Consider the following 18,490-nt stretch of genomic DNA (forward strand, 5'->3'; position numbering starts at 1 on the left):
AATTGCAAATGAGTGAAGAGGTCGTTATAGAACAACTAGAAGCTGAAGCGCTCGCGGCGGCAGCCTTGCTTGAAAGTCGTGAAATTTTGCCGACGATAGACCCTATCGAGAAGGTGCCCGTCGATCTAAAAGCCTCGGAGTTGTATATCAACAGGGAACTCAGTCATTTGCAGTTTAACGTGCGCGTTTTGGAACAGGCACTTGATGAGCGTTATCCCTTGCTGGAACGGCTGATGTTTCTGTTGATTTTTTCGAGTAACCTCGACGAATTCTTCGAAATTCGAGTGGCTGAGCAGCTTCGCCAACTCAAGTACGGTCGTGAAGATGTCGGTCCTGATGCGATGCACCCTCAAAAAGTGCTGGAGAAAATTCGCGAAATTTGCGAAGTGAATGTGGATCGCCAATACAAAATTCTCAATGAAATTATGTTTCCCGCACTCGATGCGCAGGGCATTCGTTTTGTACGCAGAGGCGCTTGGACCACGGATCAAAAGCGTTGGGTTAAAGCCTTTTTTGAAGAAAAAATTGTTCCTGTGATCAGTCCAATCGGGTTAGATCCATCGCACCCTTTCCCGAGGCTGGTGAATAAAAGCTTGAACTTTATCGTTCAATTGGAAGGAAAAGATGCCTTTGGTCGTGAAACCGGTCTTGCCATTATTCCAGCGCCAAGGTCTTTACCGCGACTGATTCGTTTACCGGATGAGCTGTGTGAAGGCGGTGATAACCTCATCTTCCTATCATCAATTATCCATGAGTTTGCGGATGAACTCTTCCCTGGCATGCGTGTGAAAGGCTGTTACCAGTTCAGGATTACTCGAAATGCAGATTTAAGTTTCGATGTCGAAGAGGTGGAGGATTTGGCACGCACCTTAAGAGGGGAGCTTCATTCACGAAAATACGGGGATGCCGTGAGACTTGAAGTTGATCAACGCACTCCAGAGGAGTTGATCAGTTTCTTAATTGCAGAGTTTCATTTGAACGATAGCCAAGTGTATCGTGTGAATGGTCCCGTTAACTTAAACCGTTTGATGGCGGTGAGAGACCTGGTGGACCATCCTAATTTACGTTGGAAACCCTTTACGCCGGGACTACCAGGTAAATTGAAAACCAGTAAAGATATTTTCGGTATCTTGCGTAAAAATGATCAGTTGCTAATGCACCCCTTTCAGTCCTTCACACCGGTAATCGATTTGCTGAGGCAAGCGGCTAAAGACCCAGACGTGATTGCAATTAAACAAACCTTGTATCGGACAGGTGTTAAATCCGACATTGTTAACTCATTGGTCGAAGCCGCACGAAATGGCAAGGAAGTTACGGTTGTTATTGAGTTGCGCGCACGCTTTGATGAGGAAAGTAACTTGCAGCTGGCCAGTCGTTTACAAGAAGCTGGCTGCTTGGTTGTGTACGGTGTGGTTGGATATAAAACACACGCCAAAATGATGCTGATTATTCGCCGTGAGGGCAATAACTTAGTGCGCTACTGTCACTTAGGGACAGGGAACTATCACTCAGGTACGGCTCGCCTTTACACCGATTATAGCTATTTGACCTGTGACAAGGACGTAGGGGAAGATGTGCATAAAGTCTTCCAGCAGTTGACCGGTATGGGCAAGATCCAAAAGCTGAAGAAATTATTTAATGCGCCTTTCACCTTGCATGCACGAATGATCGAGCTGATGCAGAACGAAATACGCAATGTCCAAGCTGGAAAGGTGGGCCGGATTGTTATAAAAGTAAATGGCTTAACTGAGCCACGCTTGATCCGCGGTTTGTATGAGGCGTCTCAAGCAGGTGTACAAATTGATCTGATCATTCGTGGAATGTGTCGACTGCGCCCTGAGTTGCCTGAAATCTCAGAGAACATTCGTGTGCATTCGATCATCGGTCGTTTCTTAGAGCATACCCGTGTTTACTATTTTGAAAACGCAGGTGACCCGCTGGTGTATTGCAGCAGTGCCGACTGGATGGAGCGCAACATGCTTAATCGTGTCGAAACAGGCTTCCAAATTATGGGTAAGCACGCTGAGCGTATCAAGAAAGAGCTAGACTATTACTTGAAAGATAACTGCCAAAGCTGGGAGTTGCATTCAGATGGAAGCTACTCGTTATTGCAACCAGCCGAAGGAGAAGAGCGCTTTAGTGCTCAGCAAGCGCTTTTAGAAGAGCTCGCAACACTCTAGATTCAGCCTTCCAAAGCGCATTCATGAACAGCGACGTATAATAGTCGCTGTTTTTGTCTGGATGCGGATCAATAGCTGGTTTATATTACTAGGCTAGAGATAAGACGATATAAGGAATGGGCATGACACTGACAGAGCTTCGTTACATTGTTACATTGGCTCAAGAACAACATTTTGGTCATGCTGCTGAGCGTTGCTTTGTTTCACAGCCGACGTTATCCATAGCAGTTAAAAAACTTGAAGACGAGTTAGGCGTAGCCCTTTTTGAGCGCAGCAAAAGTGCGGTGCGCGTGACGCCAGTGGGTGAAAAGGTGATACGTCAGGCACAAGTGGTTTTAGAGCAGGCAGAAGCGATTCGTGACTTAGCCAAAGAAGGTAAAGACCAGTTAGCCAGCCCCTTGCGTGTTGGCGCTATTTTTACGATAGGCCCGTACTTATTTCCTCATTTGATACCGCAGATGCAAGAGCTTGCGCCGCAAATGCCTTTGTATATCGAAGAGAACATGACCGAGACGTTACGCGGTAAAATACGCAATGGCGACTTAGATGCCATTATTATTGCTCTGCCTTTTAACGAAGCCGATGTTCTCACACGACCGCTGTATGAAGAACCTTTTATGATGGTGTTGCCAAAAGAGCATCCCCTCGGCTCAAAAAAAGAAGTTGACCCTTCAATTATAGGTGAGCTGAGAATGCTGCTTTTGGGCGAAGGTCACTGCTTTCGAGATCAAGTGCTAGAGGCATGCCCCACACTGAACCAATCCTTTCATAATCAACATACGGTGACTGAGGGTAGCTCCTTAGAGACGATTCGCATGATGGTGGCGTCGGGGTTAGGCTGCAGTGTGTTGCCTCAATCGGCGATTGAGGGGCACCCCTCTAGCCATTTGGTGGCGGTGAGGCCTTTCTCTAAACCCAGCCCTATGCGAACGGTGGCTGTGGCTTGGCGAGCCAGTTTTCCGCGCCCGCAAGCGATAGAAGCACTTATGCAAGCGATCAGCCGTTGCCCACTTAAACCCATTCAATCAAAAGACTGATGCAGCAAGAATCCCCCATTCGAGATTTGAAGGGCGTTGGTGCGGCGTTAGAGCTTAAGTTACAGCGTTTAGGCATTACAACGATTCAAGGCTTAGTGCTCCACTTACCGATACGCTATCAAGATCGAACGCGTGTCCGTGCCCTAGCCGAGGTTAGCCCGGGTGATGAGTGTGTCATTCAAGGCGACATTCAAAGCACGGACATTGTGCAAGGTCGAAGACGCGCGCTCGTCTGCCGACTTAGAGATGAAACGGGGGGGATCACTCTGCGTTTTTTCCATTTTGCGGCTGCTCAAATTAAAATCCTGTCCCCCGGGAAACGCCTTCGTTGTTTTGGTGAGGTTCGCCCGGGGCCCTCAGGGCTGGAAATGATTCACCCTGAGTACCGATTAATCACTCAGGACGAGAGAGAGGTTACGGAAGATACACTCACGCCAGTCTATCCGTTAACAGAAGGGTTGCCTCAAGGGCGTTTGAGAACCTTGATTCACCAAGCCCTTGAGCAGCTCAAGATCCGTGGCTTAAACGACTTGTTACCGCTTGAGGTCAAACAGCATTGGCGTTTGCCGGACCTTCTTGAGGCATTACTTTATTTGCATCAGCCTCCACCCTCAGCCAATCTTGCCTTACTTGAAACTGGACGTCATCCAGCGCAGCAGCGTTTGGCGTTAGAAGAGCTCTTGGCGCATCATTTGTCGTTGCTGAAAGTTCGACAGCAGGTGCAACAGCAACGTGCGCAGCCTCTACCCAGTATGGGTGAGTTGGAAGCGCGTTTTCTGCAAAATCTACCGTTTGCTTTGACGTCGGCACAGACTAGGGTGAGTGACGAGGTCTCTGTAGACTTGTCACGGTCTACGCCGATGCTGCGCCTAGTGCAGGGAGATGTGGGATCGGGAAAAACCATGATTGCGGCTTTAGCTGCGTTGAAAGCGATAGGACAGGGTTGCCAAGCCGCGGTGATGGCGCCAACAGAAATCTTAGCTGAACAGCACTTTTCGAACTTTAAAGTCTGGTTTGAGCCGTTGGGGATTACCGTGGCATGGTTGGCTGGCAAGGTGAAAGGCAAGCAGCGCTTAGAGCAGCTGCAACGGATCGCATCAGGAGACGCCGCCTTGGTTGTAGGCACTCATGCGTTGTTTCAAGAAGGTGTCACCTTTGCAAATTTAGTGTTGATCGTGATTGATGAGCAGCATCGCTTTGGGGTTCATCAACGGCTCAGCTTACGTGAAAAAGGGCGTGATGGGCGTATAGCCCCGCATCAGCTCATCATGACCGCAACGCCAATTCCACGTACCTTAACCATGACGGCCTATGCCGATTTGGATTGCTCAATTATTGATGAGTTACCGCCAGGGCGGACACCCGTTAACACCCTTGTCATTTCTGATACGAGGCGAGATGAAGTGGTTGAGCGGGTGCGTGCCGCCTGCTCTCAGGGCCGTCAGGCCTATTGGGTCTGTACATTAATTGAAGAGTCCGATGTGTTGGAGTCGCAAGCGGCAGAAATGGCTGCACAGTATTTAACCGAATCCTTGCCGGAGTTGCGTATCGGTTTGATTCATGGACGCATGAAGGCGACTGAAAAAGCCAAGATTATGTCGGCTTTTAAAGCAGCAGAGCTGGATTTATTGGTGGCGACGACGGTGATTGAGGTGGGAGTCGATGTCCCGAATGCCAGTTTAATGATTATTGAAAACCCTGAGCGTTTGGGGTTGGCACAGTTGCACCAACTGAGAGGCAGGGTGGGGCGAGGCAGCGTCGAGAGTTACTGTGTGCTAATGTACCACGCGCCTTTATCCCAACAGGGTCGAGAGCGTTTACGGGTCATGAAAGAAACCACCGATGGGTTCAAAATTGCCGAAAAGGATTTGGAATTGCGTGGCCCTGGCGAAGTCTTAGGTACTCGTCAAACGGGGTTAATGCAACTTCGGATCGCAGACTTACAACGTGATGCCGATCTTCTTCCGGATGTAAAACAGATCGCGCAAGCCGTATTGACGCATGAAGGACTCAGCGATGCCATTATTCAACGCTGGATGGGCAGCAGTGAAGCCTACGCTCAGGTATAATGCGAACCTCAATGATCTAAAGAGTAGAAAACACATGCAGCCTACCGATATTCAGTTGGACATCATCACTCGGCAATTGGGGCGTCAGCCTAGAGGAATAGCAGCGATTGCGCATCAAACCGAGGCAGGGGTTCCGGTTGTCTTACAAATGCGCTCTTTGGTTCAGGGCAAACCCTTTCCTACGCTGTTTTGGCTGTGCAGCCAAGATTTGGACAAAGAGTTGGCGCGCATTGAAAGTACGGGTTGGATAAAGCAAATGGAGCAGGAGTTGCAAGAAAATCCTCTATTGCTAGACACATACCGCCAGCAGCAACAAGCGTATGTTAATTTGCGATGGGAGTTGATGGATCCGGATGACCGTCGTTTGATTGAAGCCCAAGGCTTTGGCGACTTATTTAACACGCTTGGAATTGGTGGGATTGCCCAGTGGGATAAAGTTCGCTGCTTGCACATGCAGTATGCACATCATTTAGTGGCAGAGAATTTGATTGGGCAAAGACTGGATCAGGAATTTGCGTTAAATGAGCGCAGGCTGAACTTCTGAACACTTGAAGCCACCGCGTTAAGCGGTAGCTTCATAGCAAAGCAATTTATTCTTTACCAGTGAGTAACTTGTACTTGATCATCAGCATGTCTTCTGTTTCAACATGCTCAGGATCCTTAGGAATACAGTCGACCGGGCAAACCTCGACACACTGGGGTGTATCGTAATGTCCAACACACTCTGTGCATTTGTTCGGGTCGATTTCATAAATCTCTTCACCCGGATAAATGGCCTCATTCGGACATTCGGGCTCGCATACATCACAGTTGATGCATTCGTCGGTGATCATCAATGCCATGACGGCTACCTCATTGACTTCGTTATACGTTAGGTTGACTCAAATACTGAATAAGTGACGCTGATACCTTAGGGTGCACAAACTGGCTGACATCTCCCCCCAGTGACGCGATCTCCCGAATCAAGGTTGAGGAGATATAGGTCAGATGTTCTGCTGGCGTGAGAAACAGGCTTTCGATATCCGGGCTTAACTTACGATTCATATTCGCGAGTTGAAACTCATATTCAAAATCCGAGACCGCTCGCAATCCCCTCAGGATAATATTTGCTTGTTGTTGACTCAGAAGGTCAGCCAATAAGCAATTAAATCCCACGACTTTCACATTCGGCACATGCCGTAATGACTCCTCTGCCAACTCGACTCTCAAGCTAAGTGGCAATAGAGGGCGTTTCTTAGGGCTTTCAGCAACAGCAACCACTACTATATCAAAAAGCTTAGATGCCCGCTCGACCAAATCGGTGTGTCCGTTGGTGATTGGATCAAATGTACCAGGGTAAACGGCCGTATTCATAATATCCCCAAGCGTATCAGCAGTGTACTTGCGCGGATCTTAGCCCAATCAGGAGGCGTGTACAAATACAAAAAGAGTATGGTTTGAGTCTATAAAGTAATAAAAAAATAATTCTTAACCCTTATAGTTATATAAATTTTACGTGTATTAGCATTTTTATGAAAGTCTTTCCTCCGTGGCTGGGCGATCATTATTGCTTGACGCTCGTTTGATCGTATAGAGTAGTCCTTCAGGATGAAGAATGATCAAACCATACGAAATCTAAGGAGCGATATGCCTCGTCGAACAAAAGAAGAATCAGAACAAACGCGATCAGCTTTATTGACTAAGGCGCTAGAGCTATACGCGGATCGGGGGATTGAACATGTGTCATTAAAGGAAATAGCCGCTCAGGCGGGCGTGACGCATGGCGCTATTTATTGGCATTTCAAAAACAGAGATGATCTTTTATTCCAGATCTATCATCAAATCGAGCTGCCCTTTGAGATTCAATATATTGAACAAAGGCAAGCGGCTAAACAAAACCCCTTGCAGGCATTACAGGATTATTTAATGGGGGTTATCCATCTAGTGACCACCTCGATTTCTTTGCAGCAAGGCTATCGTTTATTTTTCAGACTACCCGCATCCCCGGCTTTGGCGTCAATGGCAGAAAGGATTATGGAAGACCGAGAGATGGTAACGAGTCATTTACGCTACTTTTTAAAGCAAGCCAAAAAGCATAAATTACTTGAAAAAAAGTTATCCGTTATTTTGAGTGCCCAGAGTTTAAGTTTGGTCTTGTTTGGGCTGCTGGATCAGAGTCTCACTGAATCCGATCCAAAACAGTATAAAGCCCAAGCACAAAACCTGATTCATATCGTCATGCAGGGTATATCAGCCGAAAAAGACTAAGTGCCTGACAAACGCTTACTCTGCGTCTTCGTTTGAATAGATGTAAAGACGATAGGCGACCTGACCGGCGACTTTTTCTCGATGAAGTTGCCAAGACAGGGTGGCGATGTCTGGCACCCACTCACTCTCTGCTTCAACATAGACTAGGGCACCTGTATTGAGCAGGTTTTTACTTTCGAGTAACTGTAACATTGGCTTGATTAAGCCTTTGCGAAAAGGCGGATCAAGAAATACCAAGTCGTAACGAGCTTCTTGATCCTTCAAGCGGGACTCTAGCCACTGCAGGGCATCTTGGTGTAAGACCGCTGCGTTTTGAGCTTTGAGCAACTGCAAATTCTGTTTGATTTGCTGCACAACAATTGATGATTGGTCGACAAAGGTGACCGATGCGGCCCCTCTGGAAAGTGCTTCGAAGCCTAGGGCACCGCTACCGCAACAAAGGTCAAGGCAATTCGCGCCCGCAATTGAGGGTTGTAACCAGTTGAATAAGGTTTCACGAACGCGGTCTGGTGTTGGGCGTAAACCTTCGACTGGAATAAACGGGACTTTACGGCCTCGCCAAACACCAGCAATGATACGTAAGTTGGAAGTGTCGCTTGGGATCGTATCACGAGAGCGAGCAGCACGGTTTCGGCGAGTCATAGTGTATCCTAGGGCAAAATATCAGTAGGGATGCAAGCTTAAATTCAGTAAATGATCGTTGCTTAGGTTGTCTAGCATCCAGTTATGTAAGGTGTTGAGATCGGTCTGTTGTATCGTGCTCAACGCTAATTGATAGGCATCAGGAGGCCAATTAAAGCGAGTCATCAAGTCTAACCAAGCCAGCATGCCCAGCTCTGCAGATGTTTGTTGTTCAAGCGTTGCGGTTAAGTTGGCCTTAGCTGTATCAAGCATGCTGGTGACTAACGGCATGAGCGTGTTGATATCAACCTGGGCAAAGTTGTTGAGCGCATTGGCGCTCTGTGCAGATTGATACATGATCAAATAGCCCATCGATTCCGAGGGTTGCCAGAGTAAACGAAACTCCCCAGCTTGCGAATGAATCCACTCTTGCAGATACAACGCAGCCAAGCGACTTGCAACCCAATCCTCCACTCGGTGAGAAGGTGCCAGAGGCCAAGCTTTTAAATGAAAAAACTCGGATTGATAACCCTCTAACCTAAGATCAGCCGCCGCTGGGCGTTCGAGGGTGTTGGCTTGTTTTGGCACAACAGCATCGGATACTCGATTGCCGTGAAGGTTGCCACTCAAATGATAGCGTCCCTCTGCATGTGCGAAGGTGTCTTGATAGAGTTCAGAGACACTCCTCCAAGAAGACGGTTGGGCGGACAGCCACACCGCCGCAGCGGATAATAATCTGGACTCGGCGCCCTGTAGCGTTAGACGTGCTTGCGCTAGGGCTCTCGTTTGTAAGTGCTGCCAGTCTGTTTCTGGAGGTTGGGTTAATAATAACCAGAACTCTGATAAAGACTGTGTTTCAGGGAGGCTTTCAAATTCTAATTGGATGACGAGGTGTGTCTGGAAACGCTCTAAGTACACTTCTGCCTTTTGTTTTTGTAACCAGACTTGGAGATCCTGCTGAAGGATGCGTTGACCCAGTGCATCAATCAGCGCATTTTGCTGAGCAAGAGCGGTCTCGCTGAGCGCCAAAGAGGTTGGAAGCGGAAGACGAACTCGCACTCTATCTGTTGTTAAAGGCAGTACATAATGAGGTGGGTTGGCGTGAAAAACGACTCGATCCAGTGGCTTGGGCTTTTCTCTCCCCGTTGCACTTAATAAGACAATTGCGATGGCAACAAACCACATGAGCCAGTATAAGTAGCGTCGATTAAAAATAGGCTTATATTCAGATGAACTCATAGTGTTTTGTCGGTTTGTCGAGTGAATGGTTGTGGTAAGATATCGCAATTAGAGACTTTTTATCCACTATGGCCAGCATAAGGCCTCAATCGCGGACTCAAGAACGTTATGGAATCATTCTACACTTGGATGCTGAATAATGGCATAAACCCTTCATTGTTACCCTATATTCTGGGCGGTTTGGTTTTAGCAATTGCTGTGTATGTGTATCTTAAAAAAGATCGCTCTGAACGTATAGAAGAGCCGGCAGAAGAGCCGACAGAAGTGCTCACTGAAGAAAAGCCGACCGAAAAGCCCGCAGAAGCACCTACGCCAGCGCCTGAGAGTGCCCCAAGTGATATCAACGCGACTGTAGCAATTGAAGAGCCTAAACTGGCTGAAGAGCCCCCTGCTTCAGTAATCACTGAAACAATATCCTCTGTTGATGAGGTACCCGCTAAGCCGCAAGAGGCCATTCTACCTGAGCCTGCACCCTCCGTTGTGATCGATACACCGACTGAAACTCACACAGAGGTTAAAGCGGACGCTGAGCCTGAAGCTCAAAGGCTTCATGAGTCCGACGTTGAACCCGATGTTGAGTTAACCGTTGAGCCAGAAGTCGAGTCTATTCCTAACGATCCCGTGGTGGCTGAGCCAGAGCCCGAATTAGAGTCTGAGGATGAGCACCTTAAACCTGATGTTGAAGTAGAGATTAATCAAGTTGAGTCTGAACAAAAGACGGTTCTTGACACCGATGTAACGCTAGAGGTGCATGATGTTGTAGAGCCAGAGCCAGAGCCAGAGCCAGAGCCAGAGCCAGAGCCAGAGCCAGAGCCAGAGCCAGAGCCAGAGCCAGAGCCAGAGCCAGAGCCAGAGCCAGAGCCAGAGCCAGAGCCAGAGCCAGAGCCAGAGCCCGTTGTCGCCCCTGTGCTGGCCAAAGCTGAGCCAGAAGAAGCGCCGGAGCAACGGAAAAAACGTTTATTTGATCGTATTCGCAGTGGCTTAAGCCGCACAAAAGAGAATCTGACCTCACAAATCAGTGAGCTCTTTGGCAGCAGCAAGGAAATTGATGACGATTTATTAGAAGAGCTCGAAACGCTTCTACTCACGGCCGATGTCGGGATGGATGCGACCACGGCGCTGATGGCACGTTTAACCGAAAAGGTCGCACGTAAGCAGCTTAAGGATCCTGACGCCTTGAAAGTGGCGTTAAAAGCTGAACTCATTGAGCTCTTGAGCCATGTTGAGCAAGGTTTAGTTTTGCCCGCTGCAGATAAACCCCAAGTGATTTTAGTTGTGGGCGTCAATGGAGTCGGTAAAACAACAACCATCGGCAAGCTTGCCAAGCGTTTTCAAGCGGAAGGGAAATCGGTTATGTTGGCGGCAGGCGATACCTTCCGTGCGGCGGCGGTCGAGCAGTTACAGGTTTGGGGTGAGCGCAATGCAGTCCCCGTTGTGGCGCAACATACGGGTGCTGATTCAGCCTCAGTAATTTTTGATGCACTACAGTCTGCTACGGCGAAAGGTATTGATGTGTTGATCGCCGACACGGCCGGTCGATTGCAAAATAAAGAAAACCTGATGAATGAGTTGGCCAAAGTGGTCCGAGTCATGAAGAAAATTGACCCTGAAGCACCGCATGAAGTAATGCTGGTGTTGGATGCTGGAACCGGACAGAATGCGATCAGCCAAGCCAAGCAGTTCCAAGAGGCAGTGGGTGTAACAGGCATTACACTGACCAAACTGGATGGCACGGCTAAGGGTGGAATTATCTTTGCAGTTGCAAAACAATTTGGTTTGCCGATTCGCTTTATTGGTGTAGGTGAGCAAATTGATGACCTTCGGCCCTTTGCCGCAGATGAATTTGTTGCTGCATTGTTTGACTGAGGCAGGGTATGGCGGCCATTCAATTTCTTAATGTCGGTAAGCGCTATTCGGAAGGGCATGACGCACTGATTGGTGTCGATTTTACGCTGGCATCGGGTGAAATGGCTTTTTTAACGGGCCACTCCGGTGCGGGTAAAAGCACCTTGCTTAAGCTGATCATGCTGATGGAGCGGGCAAGTCGAGGTCATGTCTTGGTGGGGGATGAGGACTTAGGAGAGCTGCCTAGGCGTCTAGTGTCTTGGCATCGACGCAGAATCGGTGTGGTATTGCAAAACCATCAGCTCTTATTCGACCGCTCTGTCTTTGCCAATGTTGTGATGCCTCTGGAAATCGCCGGTTACGCTCCCGAAGACGCGGCCCGGCGTGTTCGGGCCGCGTTGGATAAAGTCGGGTTGCTCAATCGAGAAAAACACAATCCGATCACCCTATCGAGCGGTGAACAACAGCGTGTGGGTATTGCACGAGCCATCGTGCATAAACCGCAAGTGCTCTTGGCCGATGAACCAACAGGAAACCTAGACCCCGAATTGTCTGAAGGTGTGATGCGTTTATTTGAGCAGTTCAATCGGATAGGGACAACGGTTTTAATTGCAAGCCACGACCTGTCCCTGATTCATCGTATGCGTAAGCGAACCTTGGTGCTTAAAAATGGGAGGCTCATCTCCGGTGTCTAAACACGATATGAATCAAGGTCGCACAGCACCTCGTCGAGGAGCTCAACGCCATCACATCAGTTTTAAGGCCAAAAGCCATGGTTGGTTGCGCCACAATCGCGTTGTCGCGTTGGATGCCTTGCGCCGCATGTTTCTGACGCCTGTTGCCACACTGATGACCTTGGCTGTCTTGGCCGTGTCCTTGGCGTTGCCTGGCTTTCTCATGACGGCTGTTAATAATATCCAGCAGTTTAGTCAAGGCTTTGACGCCAATCCACGCATCGCGCTCTATCTCAAAACCTCGGTGTCTGATGCTCGAGCAGAACAGTTTAGTTTAGAGCTGATGCTCAATCCGGCGTTGTCCGGTGTGGAGCTGATTGATCGAGAAAAAGGCTTACAGGAGTTCTCATCCTACTCGGAGTTTGCCAATCTGTTGTCTCTGTTTGACAGCAATCCTTTACCCGCTGTCGTCTTGGCCTTGCCGCTGGATCACAGTCCGCACATGCTGCAGGCTTTACAAAGTGAATTGCTGGCATTGCCCGAGGTTGAAGAAGCACAATTGGATTTAGAGTGGATCCAGCGTCTCAATGCCTATGTTGTCCTAGCCCAGCGTTTTAGCTGGGTATTAAGTGCTTTATTAGGCTTGGCTGTATTGCTGGTTGTGGGGAATACGCTGCGCATGCTGTTAGAAAACCGACGAGATGAAATTTTGGTTGCCAAGTTGGTGGGTGCAACAGATGCATGGGTAAGGCGTCCATTTTTATACTCTGGATTCTGGTATGGTCTTATGGGTTCCATCTTGGCAATTTTTATGGTCAGTTTTGCCATCCATTTGATTGACCAGCCCGTAACTGAGCTGATGAGTTTGTATGCCAGTCGTTTTGAGCTCGAAGGGCTCGGATTCAAAGGCGGACTCACTCTGATGGCGGTGGGCTCTACTCTAGGTCTTTTAGGTGGTTTTTTATCCACTGGCCATCATTTGCGTGAAATAGAACCAGATGATCGTTAGGCACTTGCAATTTTACTCGACAGCCGCTATTTTTTAGCTCGCTAAGTCAGGCTCAGAATGGAACTTTTAGTGCCAGATCCTGTCTTAGTGGGAGTTAATCATTGAGTGATAAAAGAGGTTACTTATACATGGGCACAAGCTTACGAGTTGTTGAACATCTATCTCCAGGTGGCAACGTTAATGCTTATGTTCAAACCGTTAGTACTATTCCTATTCTGAATGCAGATGAGGAAAGGGAACTCGCTGAGCGTTTACATTATCAGAATGATCTGGAAGCCGCTCGCCAGTTGGTATTATCTCACTTAAGATTTGTTGTGCATATTGCCAAATCCTATTCTGGTTATGGATTGCCACTAAGCGATTTGATTCAAGAAGGAAACGTCGGTTTGATGAAGGCGGTAAAACGCTTTGATCCAACGGTGGGCGTTCGTCTGGTTTCCTTTGCTGTGCACTGGATCAAAGCTGAAATGCATGAGTTCATTTTACGCAACTGGCGCATTGTTAAAGTCGCGACGACCAAAGCTCAACGTAAACTTTTCTTCAACTTACGTTCGCAGAAAAAAGGTCTAGGCTGGATGACAAATGATGAAGTCAATGCCGTTGCCGCCGATCTGGGCGTGGATTCTGTTGTCGTGAGACAAATGGAAGGCCGGATGGCATCCTCAGATACCGCCTTTGATGCACCCGTCGGTGAGGATGATGAATCGGTGAATAGCTGGTCACCGGCACAATACCTCGAAGATGAGTCGGCTGATCCTGCACTTCAATTAGAAGAAACAAACTGGGAAGAGTCTTCGCAGCAACAGCTCATGTCTGCGATGGAATCCTTGGATCAGAGAAGTCGGGACATCTTGGCGCAGCGTTGGTTGGTCGATGACAAGGCGACATTGCATGACTTGGCAGCGAAGTACAATGTATCGGCTGAACGTATTCGCCAGCTCGAAAAAAATGCAATGAAAAAACTGCGTGATGCGATGGTGCTTGTAGCCTAAAACCTTACGCAAAACCGTCTAGGTTATCATTCAGAGCCGCTTTACAGCGGCTCGTTGGTATTTGAATGTCAACATCAAAAATTTTCAGTTTGGCTGCCGCCGTGTCGGGCTTTTTAGCGGTTGCTTTAGGCGCCTTTGGTGCGCATGCCCTTAAGGCACAATTAGAGCCATCGATGATGTCCGTTTATCAAACATCGGTTCAGTATCATTTCTGGCACACCTTAGCCTTATTGGGTGTCGGTTTATATCATCAAGCGCGTCCAACGCGTTTGAGTGCTTGGAGTGGTGCTTTAATCCTGCTGGGAATGCTGTTGTTTAGCGGCAGTCTTTACTTGATGGCCATCCTCGATGTCCGTGCATTGGGTATGATCACTCCCATAGGGGGCGTTACATTGTTGGCGGGTTGGTTGACCTTGGCTCTCGCAGTTTGGCGCTCGTGATTCTGGTCGTCCTTCGTCTCAGTCAGTATAATACCCGGCATTAACCTGTCTGTTTAACTCGCATTAAACAGCTTAACTGACGATAGGCCTATGACTGACCAGCATACAGAAACACCTGAATCTCCAGAAAACACACCTGTATCGAAACCCTTGCGCAGCATTCGCAGCTTTGTTGTTCGCGCTGGACGCATGACCGAAGGTCAAGAGCGAGGGTTAAAAGATAACTGGCCAGCCTATGGATTAGAGTTGGCCGATGGAATGCTGAACTTTGAGCAGGTATATGGCCGAGAGGCGCCTGTTGTCTTGGAAATAGGCTTTGGCATGGGGGATTCTCTCCTCGAAATGGCGCGTCAAATGCCAGAGAAAAACTTTTTGGGAATCGAAGTTCATCCACCCGGGGTCGGGCGTTTGCTTGGCAGGCTGAATGAAGAGAAAATAACCAACGTACGTGTTTACTGTGATGATGCCATCGAAGTGTTAGCGCAGTGCATTCCAGATCAAAGTCTCTCTGCACTCCAGTTGTTCTTCCCAGATCCATGGCCTAAAAAGCGCCATCATAAGCGACGGATTGTTCAGTCTGAGTTTGTACAAAGTCTGCGTTCTAAATTGGTGTTAGGTGGCCATTTCCATATGGCAACCGACTGGCAGCCTTATGCGGAACATATGATGGAGGTGATGAGTCAGGCAGAAGGGTATGAAAATGCCGCAGGTGAGGGAGGTTATTCACCTCAGCCCGACTGGCGTCCTGTAACCAAGTTCCAGCGCCGAGGTGAGCGTTTAGGCCATGGTGTGTGGGATCTTATCTTTAACCGTATCGCTTAAGCCAAATGATTAAAGCCATCAAACCCTCTGTCGATCGATTTGATGGCGTTTAACATCTATAAGGCTTAGCAGTTAGGTCCTGCATTACGTCCCATTTTGCGCCCTTCACCTTTAGCTTTGAAGTGTCCGCTACGTCCTTCGCCTCGCATGCCCTGCATTTGTTCTAACTGTTCAGGCGTCAATATTTGACTGAGTTGCTCTTGATGTTGTTGTCTGAGCGTTTCACGCGTACGTTGGTGCTCGCTGTGCATGGCTTTCATTTGCTCAGCTTGCTCATCTGATAAGCTGAGCCGTGTTTTTAAGCGCTCTAGACGCTCGTCTTGACGAGCTTGGCGCTGAAGGTTTTGCAAGTCTTTGAATGCTTGAACTTGCTCTTCTGTCAAATTGAGTTGTTGCTGAAGTGTTTCAAGTGAAGCCGATCCACGCCCAATGTTCGGGTTGGCAACAGCGGCAACTGACATAGCACCTGTTATCAATAGGACTAAACTTGCAGATATGATTTTCGTCTTCATGGTGTCTCTCCTTTGTTTTGATGCGTTTAGTATGAGCAATCATTCTGCAAAGTAGGGTGAGGACAGCGTAAAGTTTGGTAAAGCTTGTTTTATAAATATCAGGACCTTTTATGATGTGCTGAAAAGGAGAAACGAATGACTGACGAACGCTTACTGCTGATTGATGATGATGTTGCACTCTGTGAATTGCTCAGTGACTATTTAAAGCATGAAGGGTATCGAGTTGATGCGGTTTACTCCGTTGATCAAGCCCTAGCGCGTTTAACGGAAGGCCCATCCTACGACCTACTGATTTTAGATGTGATGATGCCGGGGCGCACGGGATTAGAGTTGTTGCAAGAGTTGCGGCCACGTGTTTTAACGCCAGTGATCATGCTGACCGGGCGTGGGCAAGAAATTGATAAAATTCTGGGTCTTGAGATGGGGGCCGATGATTACATGGCAAAACCCTGTAATCCACGTGAATTGCTGGCACGCATACGTGCTGTGTTACGAAGAGGGCAATATGCATCGCTTCATCAATCCTCAATTGAGGCCGTGATTGCGTTGCATGGCATTGAATTAGATGCGGGACGCCGCACCGTCTCAGTTAAAGGTGAGCCGATGGAGTTGACTAGTGCCGAGTTTAACGTGCTGCATGAGTTAATGAAGCATGCGGGTGCTGTGTTATCGAAAGAGTTATTGACCGAAAAAGTCCTGCATCGAAAACTAACGGCCTATGATCGTGCACTGGATGTTCATGTCAGTCGTGTTCGGCAAAAGCTGGCACTGAGCTTAGGCGGCGATGTTGAGCTGATAAAAACCATCCGTGGGCAGGGTTATCTGTTGGTGAAGGAGTAAGGCATGAGATGGTATCAGCATCTCTTTTGGAAAATATTTGCCTCGACTTGGTTGGTCAGTACTCTTTTAATGGGTGGGTTAACCTATGGCTTGTTGACGCTCAGCGAGCAGCGTCATTGGCATGATGTGCTGCATACACGTGCTACCTCTGAAGCACAGTTTATCATTGAGCGTTATGAAGATGGATTGTTGTTTCTTAATGATCCTCGCCATGTTCGTGGCCGTCTTTCTCGAATATCTGTGCAAGTCACCGATATTGACGAAAATAAAGAACTTATCTCGTTCCGGCGCCACTTGCCACCAGAGGCTATTCTGAGTTTTACAATGGAAACGGATTCGGGAAAGCGTTATTTGGTTGAGATCCCCATCCCTCAAGAGCGATTCCATTTAGTACGGATGTTACGTTTTACACTGTCCATACAAATGATCTCTGTCATGTTGGTGGCGGGGCTAATCGCATTGTTGTTAAGCGTTTGGATTGTACGCCCGATTAATCAGTTACGGCAGCATGCTCGAAATTTATACGATCAGCAGAATTTAAGCAGCCGTGCAAAGGGGCGCTTAAGCCGGCGCACAGATGAAATAGGTGAGTTGGCAAGAGAGTTTAACCGGATGGCTGATTATGTTGAAAATACGCTTACGGATCGAGAGCGCTTGCTGCAGGATGTCTCTCATGAGCTGAGGGCTCCTTTAGCCCGCTTGCAAATGGCGGTAGGGTTGGTTGAGCAGTCGCTTGGAGAGGAGCACAAATCCTTAGTGCGTATTAATAAAGAGTGTGATTACATGAGCCGCTTAATTGACGAAATTTTGTCATTTTCTCGAATCGGCTGTGAAACACTCTACGAGCCCCCCTATGCACTATCTGTGCTATTGGAGCAGCTTTTACAAGATGTTCAGCCATTAAAGAAAGCGCATCGACTGTTAATCACGACTCCCTCTGATACGATGATGTGTAACTATCGAAATGAATTGCTGTTACGTATGCTCAGTAATGCTTTGGTGAATGCACTGAAATACACGCCACCTGATGGCGAAATTGAATTGAAGATTGAGCTGGAGGGGGAGCGATTGCATTTCAAAGTGCTCGATAACGGTCCAGGTGTCTCTGAGGAGCTATTAGAGACCTTAATGGAGCCTTTTGTGAGAGGAAAAACATCAGGGGTATCCGACGGATATGGATTGGGTTTGAGTATTATAAAAAGAGGTGCCGAGTGCTTTGGTGGTGAACTGAAGATAGCGAATCGAGTAGAAGGCGGGTTTTCTTTAGATATAGCTCTGCCATTTGATCCCATCAACAAGGTCTGTTGATAAAAAAGGTATAAGTTAGGGATTTCATGGGGGTTGTGTTAATTTTTTATATTTAATTCAATTGGTTACTTGTATGTCTGGGGTGGCTTTATTCTGTGGATAAGTCTGATGCAGACGCACTGCATCAGACCCAGTCTAGATTAAAGGGCATCTGGACCTGTTTCACCGGTACGAATACGAACCACCTGTTCTAAGGGGGTCACAAAGATCTTACCATCGCCAATTTTGCCAGTATTGGCCGTTTTAGTGATGGCTTCAATCACTTGCTCAATCATCGCATCATCAATAGCGACTTCTATTTTGACCTTGGGTAGGAAGTCAACAACGTATTCAGCACCTCTGTACAGTTCAGTATGACCTTTCTGACGGCCAAACCCTTTGACTTCAGTCACCGTGACGCCCTGAATTCCAATATCAGAAAGTGCCTCTCGTACATCGTCTAATTTGAAGGGTTTGATTACGGCTGTAATCAGTTTCATTCTATTCTCCTATAAATCCGGCCTGTGAGTTGGAAGCAGTGTCATAGCAATACCAAGGCAGTATTGAGATCAGTATACCTTGAATCCTTGTGCTAAGCATTGCTGAATCGAGCACAAAGCACAAGTACAAATGAAGTCCGCTCTTTGTTGATGCGCAGGCAATAAAAAAGGAGCTA

19 protein-coding genes are annotated in these 18,490 nt (G+C 47.9%); 13 read left to right on the forward strand and 6 right to left on the reverse strand.

Features of this window, described 5'->3' with window-relative positions:
- Positions 1 to 8: 8 nt before the first annotated feature.
- The 4 genes from ppk1 (at position 9) to F5971_RS10385 (ending at position 5,830) form a co-directional block, all read left to right on the forward strand.
- Positions 9 to 2,180 (forward strand): polyphosphate kinase 1, encoded by a 2,172-nt coding sequence (gene ppk1, locus F5971_RS10370; protein ID WP_051514464.1) that lies wholly within the window; start codon positions 9 to 11, stop codon positions 2,178 to 2,180.
- A gap of 122 nt (positions 2,181 to 2,302) precedes the next feature.
- Positions 2,303 to 3,217: a hydrogen peroxide-inducible genes activator gene (locus F5971_RS10375; protein WP_193494936.1), complete on the forward strand. Its 915-nt coding sequence runs from the start codon at positions 2,303 to 2,305 to the stop codon at positions 3,215 to 3,217.
- Positions 3,217 to 5,286, forward strand: coding sequence for an ATP-dependent DNA helicase RecG (gene recG / locus F5971_RS10380; protein ID WP_193494937.1), 2,070 nt, complete (start codon positions 3,217 to 3,219; stop codon positions 5,284 to 5,286). Before F5971_RS10375 ends, recG begins: the two co-directional genes overlap by 1 nt.
- Before the next feature lie 34 nt (positions 5,287 to 5,320).
- Positions 5,321 to 5,830: a DUF501 domain-containing protein gene (locus F5971_RS10385; protein ID WP_193494938.1), complete on the forward strand. Its 510-nt coding sequence runs from the start codon at positions 5,321 to 5,323 to the stop codon at positions 5,828 to 5,830.
- 46 nt (positions 5,831 to 5,876) lie between these two features.
- On the opposite strand, the gene F5971_RS10390 is transcribed toward F5971_RS10385, so the two are convergent.
- Positions 5,877 to 6,128: a YfhL family 4Fe-4S dicluster ferredoxin gene (locus F5971_RS10390; RefSeq protein WP_036511783.1), complete on the reverse strand. Its 252-nt coding sequence runs from the start codon at positions 6,126 to 6,128 to the stop codon at positions 5,877 to 5,879.
- A 22-nt stretch (positions 6,129 to 6,150) separates the two neighbouring features.
- Entirely contained in the window at positions 6,151 to 6,639 is a 489-nt protein-coding gene (gene coaD / locus F5971_RS10395; protein ID WP_036511785.1) for a pantetheine-phosphate adenylyltransferase, read from the reverse strand.
- Positions 6,640 to 6,912: 273 nt separating this feature from the next.
- Here coaD and F5971_RS10400 point away from each other — a divergent pair, with 273 nt between their 5' ends.
- Positions 6,913 to 7,533: a TetR family transcriptional regulator gene (locus F5971_RS10400; protein ID WP_051514465.1), complete on the forward strand. Its 621-nt coding sequence runs from the start codon at positions 6,913 to 6,915 to the stop codon at positions 7,531 to 7,533.
- 15 nt (positions 7,534 to 7,548) lie between these two features.
- Here the strand turns inward: F5971_RS10400 and rsmD are convergent, their stop codons facing one another.
- Both rsmD and F5971_RS10410 read right to left on the reverse strand, forming a co-directional pair.
- Positions 7,549 to 8,175, reverse strand: a complete 627-nt coding sequence (gene rsmD / locus F5971_RS10405; RefSeq protein WP_036511787.1) for a 16S rRNA (guanine(966)-N(2))-methyltransferase RsmD — start codon at positions 8,173 to 8,175, stop codon at positions 7,549 to 7,551.
- A gap of 21 nt (positions 8,176 to 8,196) precedes the next feature.
- Complete coding sequence (locus F5971_RS10410) at positions 8,197 to 9,393, reverse strand: hypothetical protein (protein WP_157682341.1); 1,197 nt, start codon at positions 9,391 to 9,393, stop codon at positions 8,197 to 8,199.
- Between the two features lie 480 nt (positions 9,394 to 9,873).
- Here F5971_RS10410 and ftsY point away from each other — a divergent pair, with 480 nt between their 5' ends.
- The 6 genes from ftsY (at position 9,874) to trmB (ending at position 15,175) form a co-directional block, all read left to right on the forward strand.
- The gene (ftsY, locus tag F5971_RS10415) at positions 9,874 to 11,259 is read left to right on the forward strand and encodes a signal recognition particle-docking protein FtsY (protein WP_246187797.1); all 1,386 of its coding nucleotides are present in this window, start codon (positions 9,874 to 9,876) and stop codon (positions 11,257 to 11,259) included.
- An 8-nt stretch (positions 11,260 to 11,267) separates the two neighbouring features.
- Positions 11,268 to 11,933: a cell division ATP-binding protein FtsE gene (locus F5971_RS10420; protein ID WP_193494939.1), complete on the forward strand. Its 666-nt coding sequence runs from the start codon at positions 11,268 to 11,270 to the stop codon at positions 11,931 to 11,933.
- Entirely contained in the window at positions 11,926 to 12,921 is a 996-nt protein-coding gene (gene ftsX, locus F5971_RS10425) for a permease-like cell division protein FtsX (protein ID WP_246187792.1), read from the forward strand. Before F5971_RS10420 ends, ftsX begins: the two co-directional genes overlap by 8 nt.
- A 128-nt stretch (positions 12,922 to 13,049) precedes the next feature.
- A complete protein-coding gene (gene rpoH / locus F5971_RS10430; RefSeq protein ID WP_193494940.1) occupies positions 13,050 to 13,913 on the forward strand; it encodes an RNA polymerase sigma factor RpoH in 864 nt (287 codons plus the stop codon).
- 65 nt (positions 13,914 to 13,978) lie between these two features.
- Positions 13,979 to 14,353 (forward strand): DUF423 domain-containing protein, encoded by a 375-nt coding sequence (locus tag F5971_RS10435; RefSeq protein ID WP_036511793.1) that lies wholly within the window; start codon positions 13,979 to 13,981, stop codon positions 14,351 to 14,353.
- 90 nt (positions 14,354 to 14,443) lie between these two features.
- Positions 14,444 to 15,175: a tRNA (guanosine(46)-N7)-methyltransferase TrmB gene (gene trmB / locus F5971_RS10440; protein WP_193494941.1), complete on the forward strand. Its 732-nt coding sequence runs from the start codon at positions 14,444 to 14,446 to the stop codon at positions 15,173 to 15,175.
- A gap of 65 nt (positions 15,176 to 15,240) precedes the next feature.
- Here trmB and F5971_RS10445 read toward each other — a convergent pair whose 3' ends face one another.
- Positions 15,241 to 15,687, reverse strand: a complete 447-nt coding sequence (locus F5971_RS10445; RefSeq protein ID WP_193494942.1) for a Spy/CpxP family protein refolding chaperone — start codon at positions 15,685 to 15,687, stop codon at positions 15,241 to 15,243.
- A gap of 135 nt (positions 15,688 to 15,822) precedes the next feature.
- Between F5971_RS10445 and F5971_RS10450 the strand changes: the two genes are divergently transcribed.
- Together F5971_RS10450 and F5971_RS10455 are read left to right on the forward strand one after the other, a co-directional pair.
- Positions 15,823 to 16,527, forward strand: a complete 705-nt coding sequence (locus F5971_RS10450) for a response regulator transcription factor (RefSeq protein WP_193494943.1) — start codon at positions 15,823 to 15,825, stop codon at positions 16,525 to 16,527.
- 3 nt (positions 16,528 to 16,530) lie between these two features.
- Positions 16,531 to 17,835, forward strand: a complete 1,305-nt coding sequence (locus tag F5971_RS10455) for a sensor histidine kinase (protein WP_193494944.1) — start codon at positions 16,531 to 16,533, stop codon at positions 17,833 to 17,835.
- Positions 17,836 to 17,975: 140 nt separating this feature from the next.
- Here the strand turns inward: F5971_RS10455 and glnK are convergent, their stop codons facing one another.
- Entirely contained in the window at positions 17,976 to 18,314 is a 339-nt protein-coding gene (gene glnK, locus F5971_RS10460; protein WP_112160645.1) for a P-II family nitrogen regulator, read from the reverse strand.
- Between the last annotated feature and the right edge of the window lie 176 nt (positions 18,315 to 18,490).

It is taken from the genome of Nitrincola alkalisediminis (genome assembly GCF_009821115.1).
GTDB lineage: Bacteria > Pseudomonadota > Gammaproteobacteria > Pseudomonadales > Balneatricaceae > Nitrincola > Nitrincola alkalisediminis.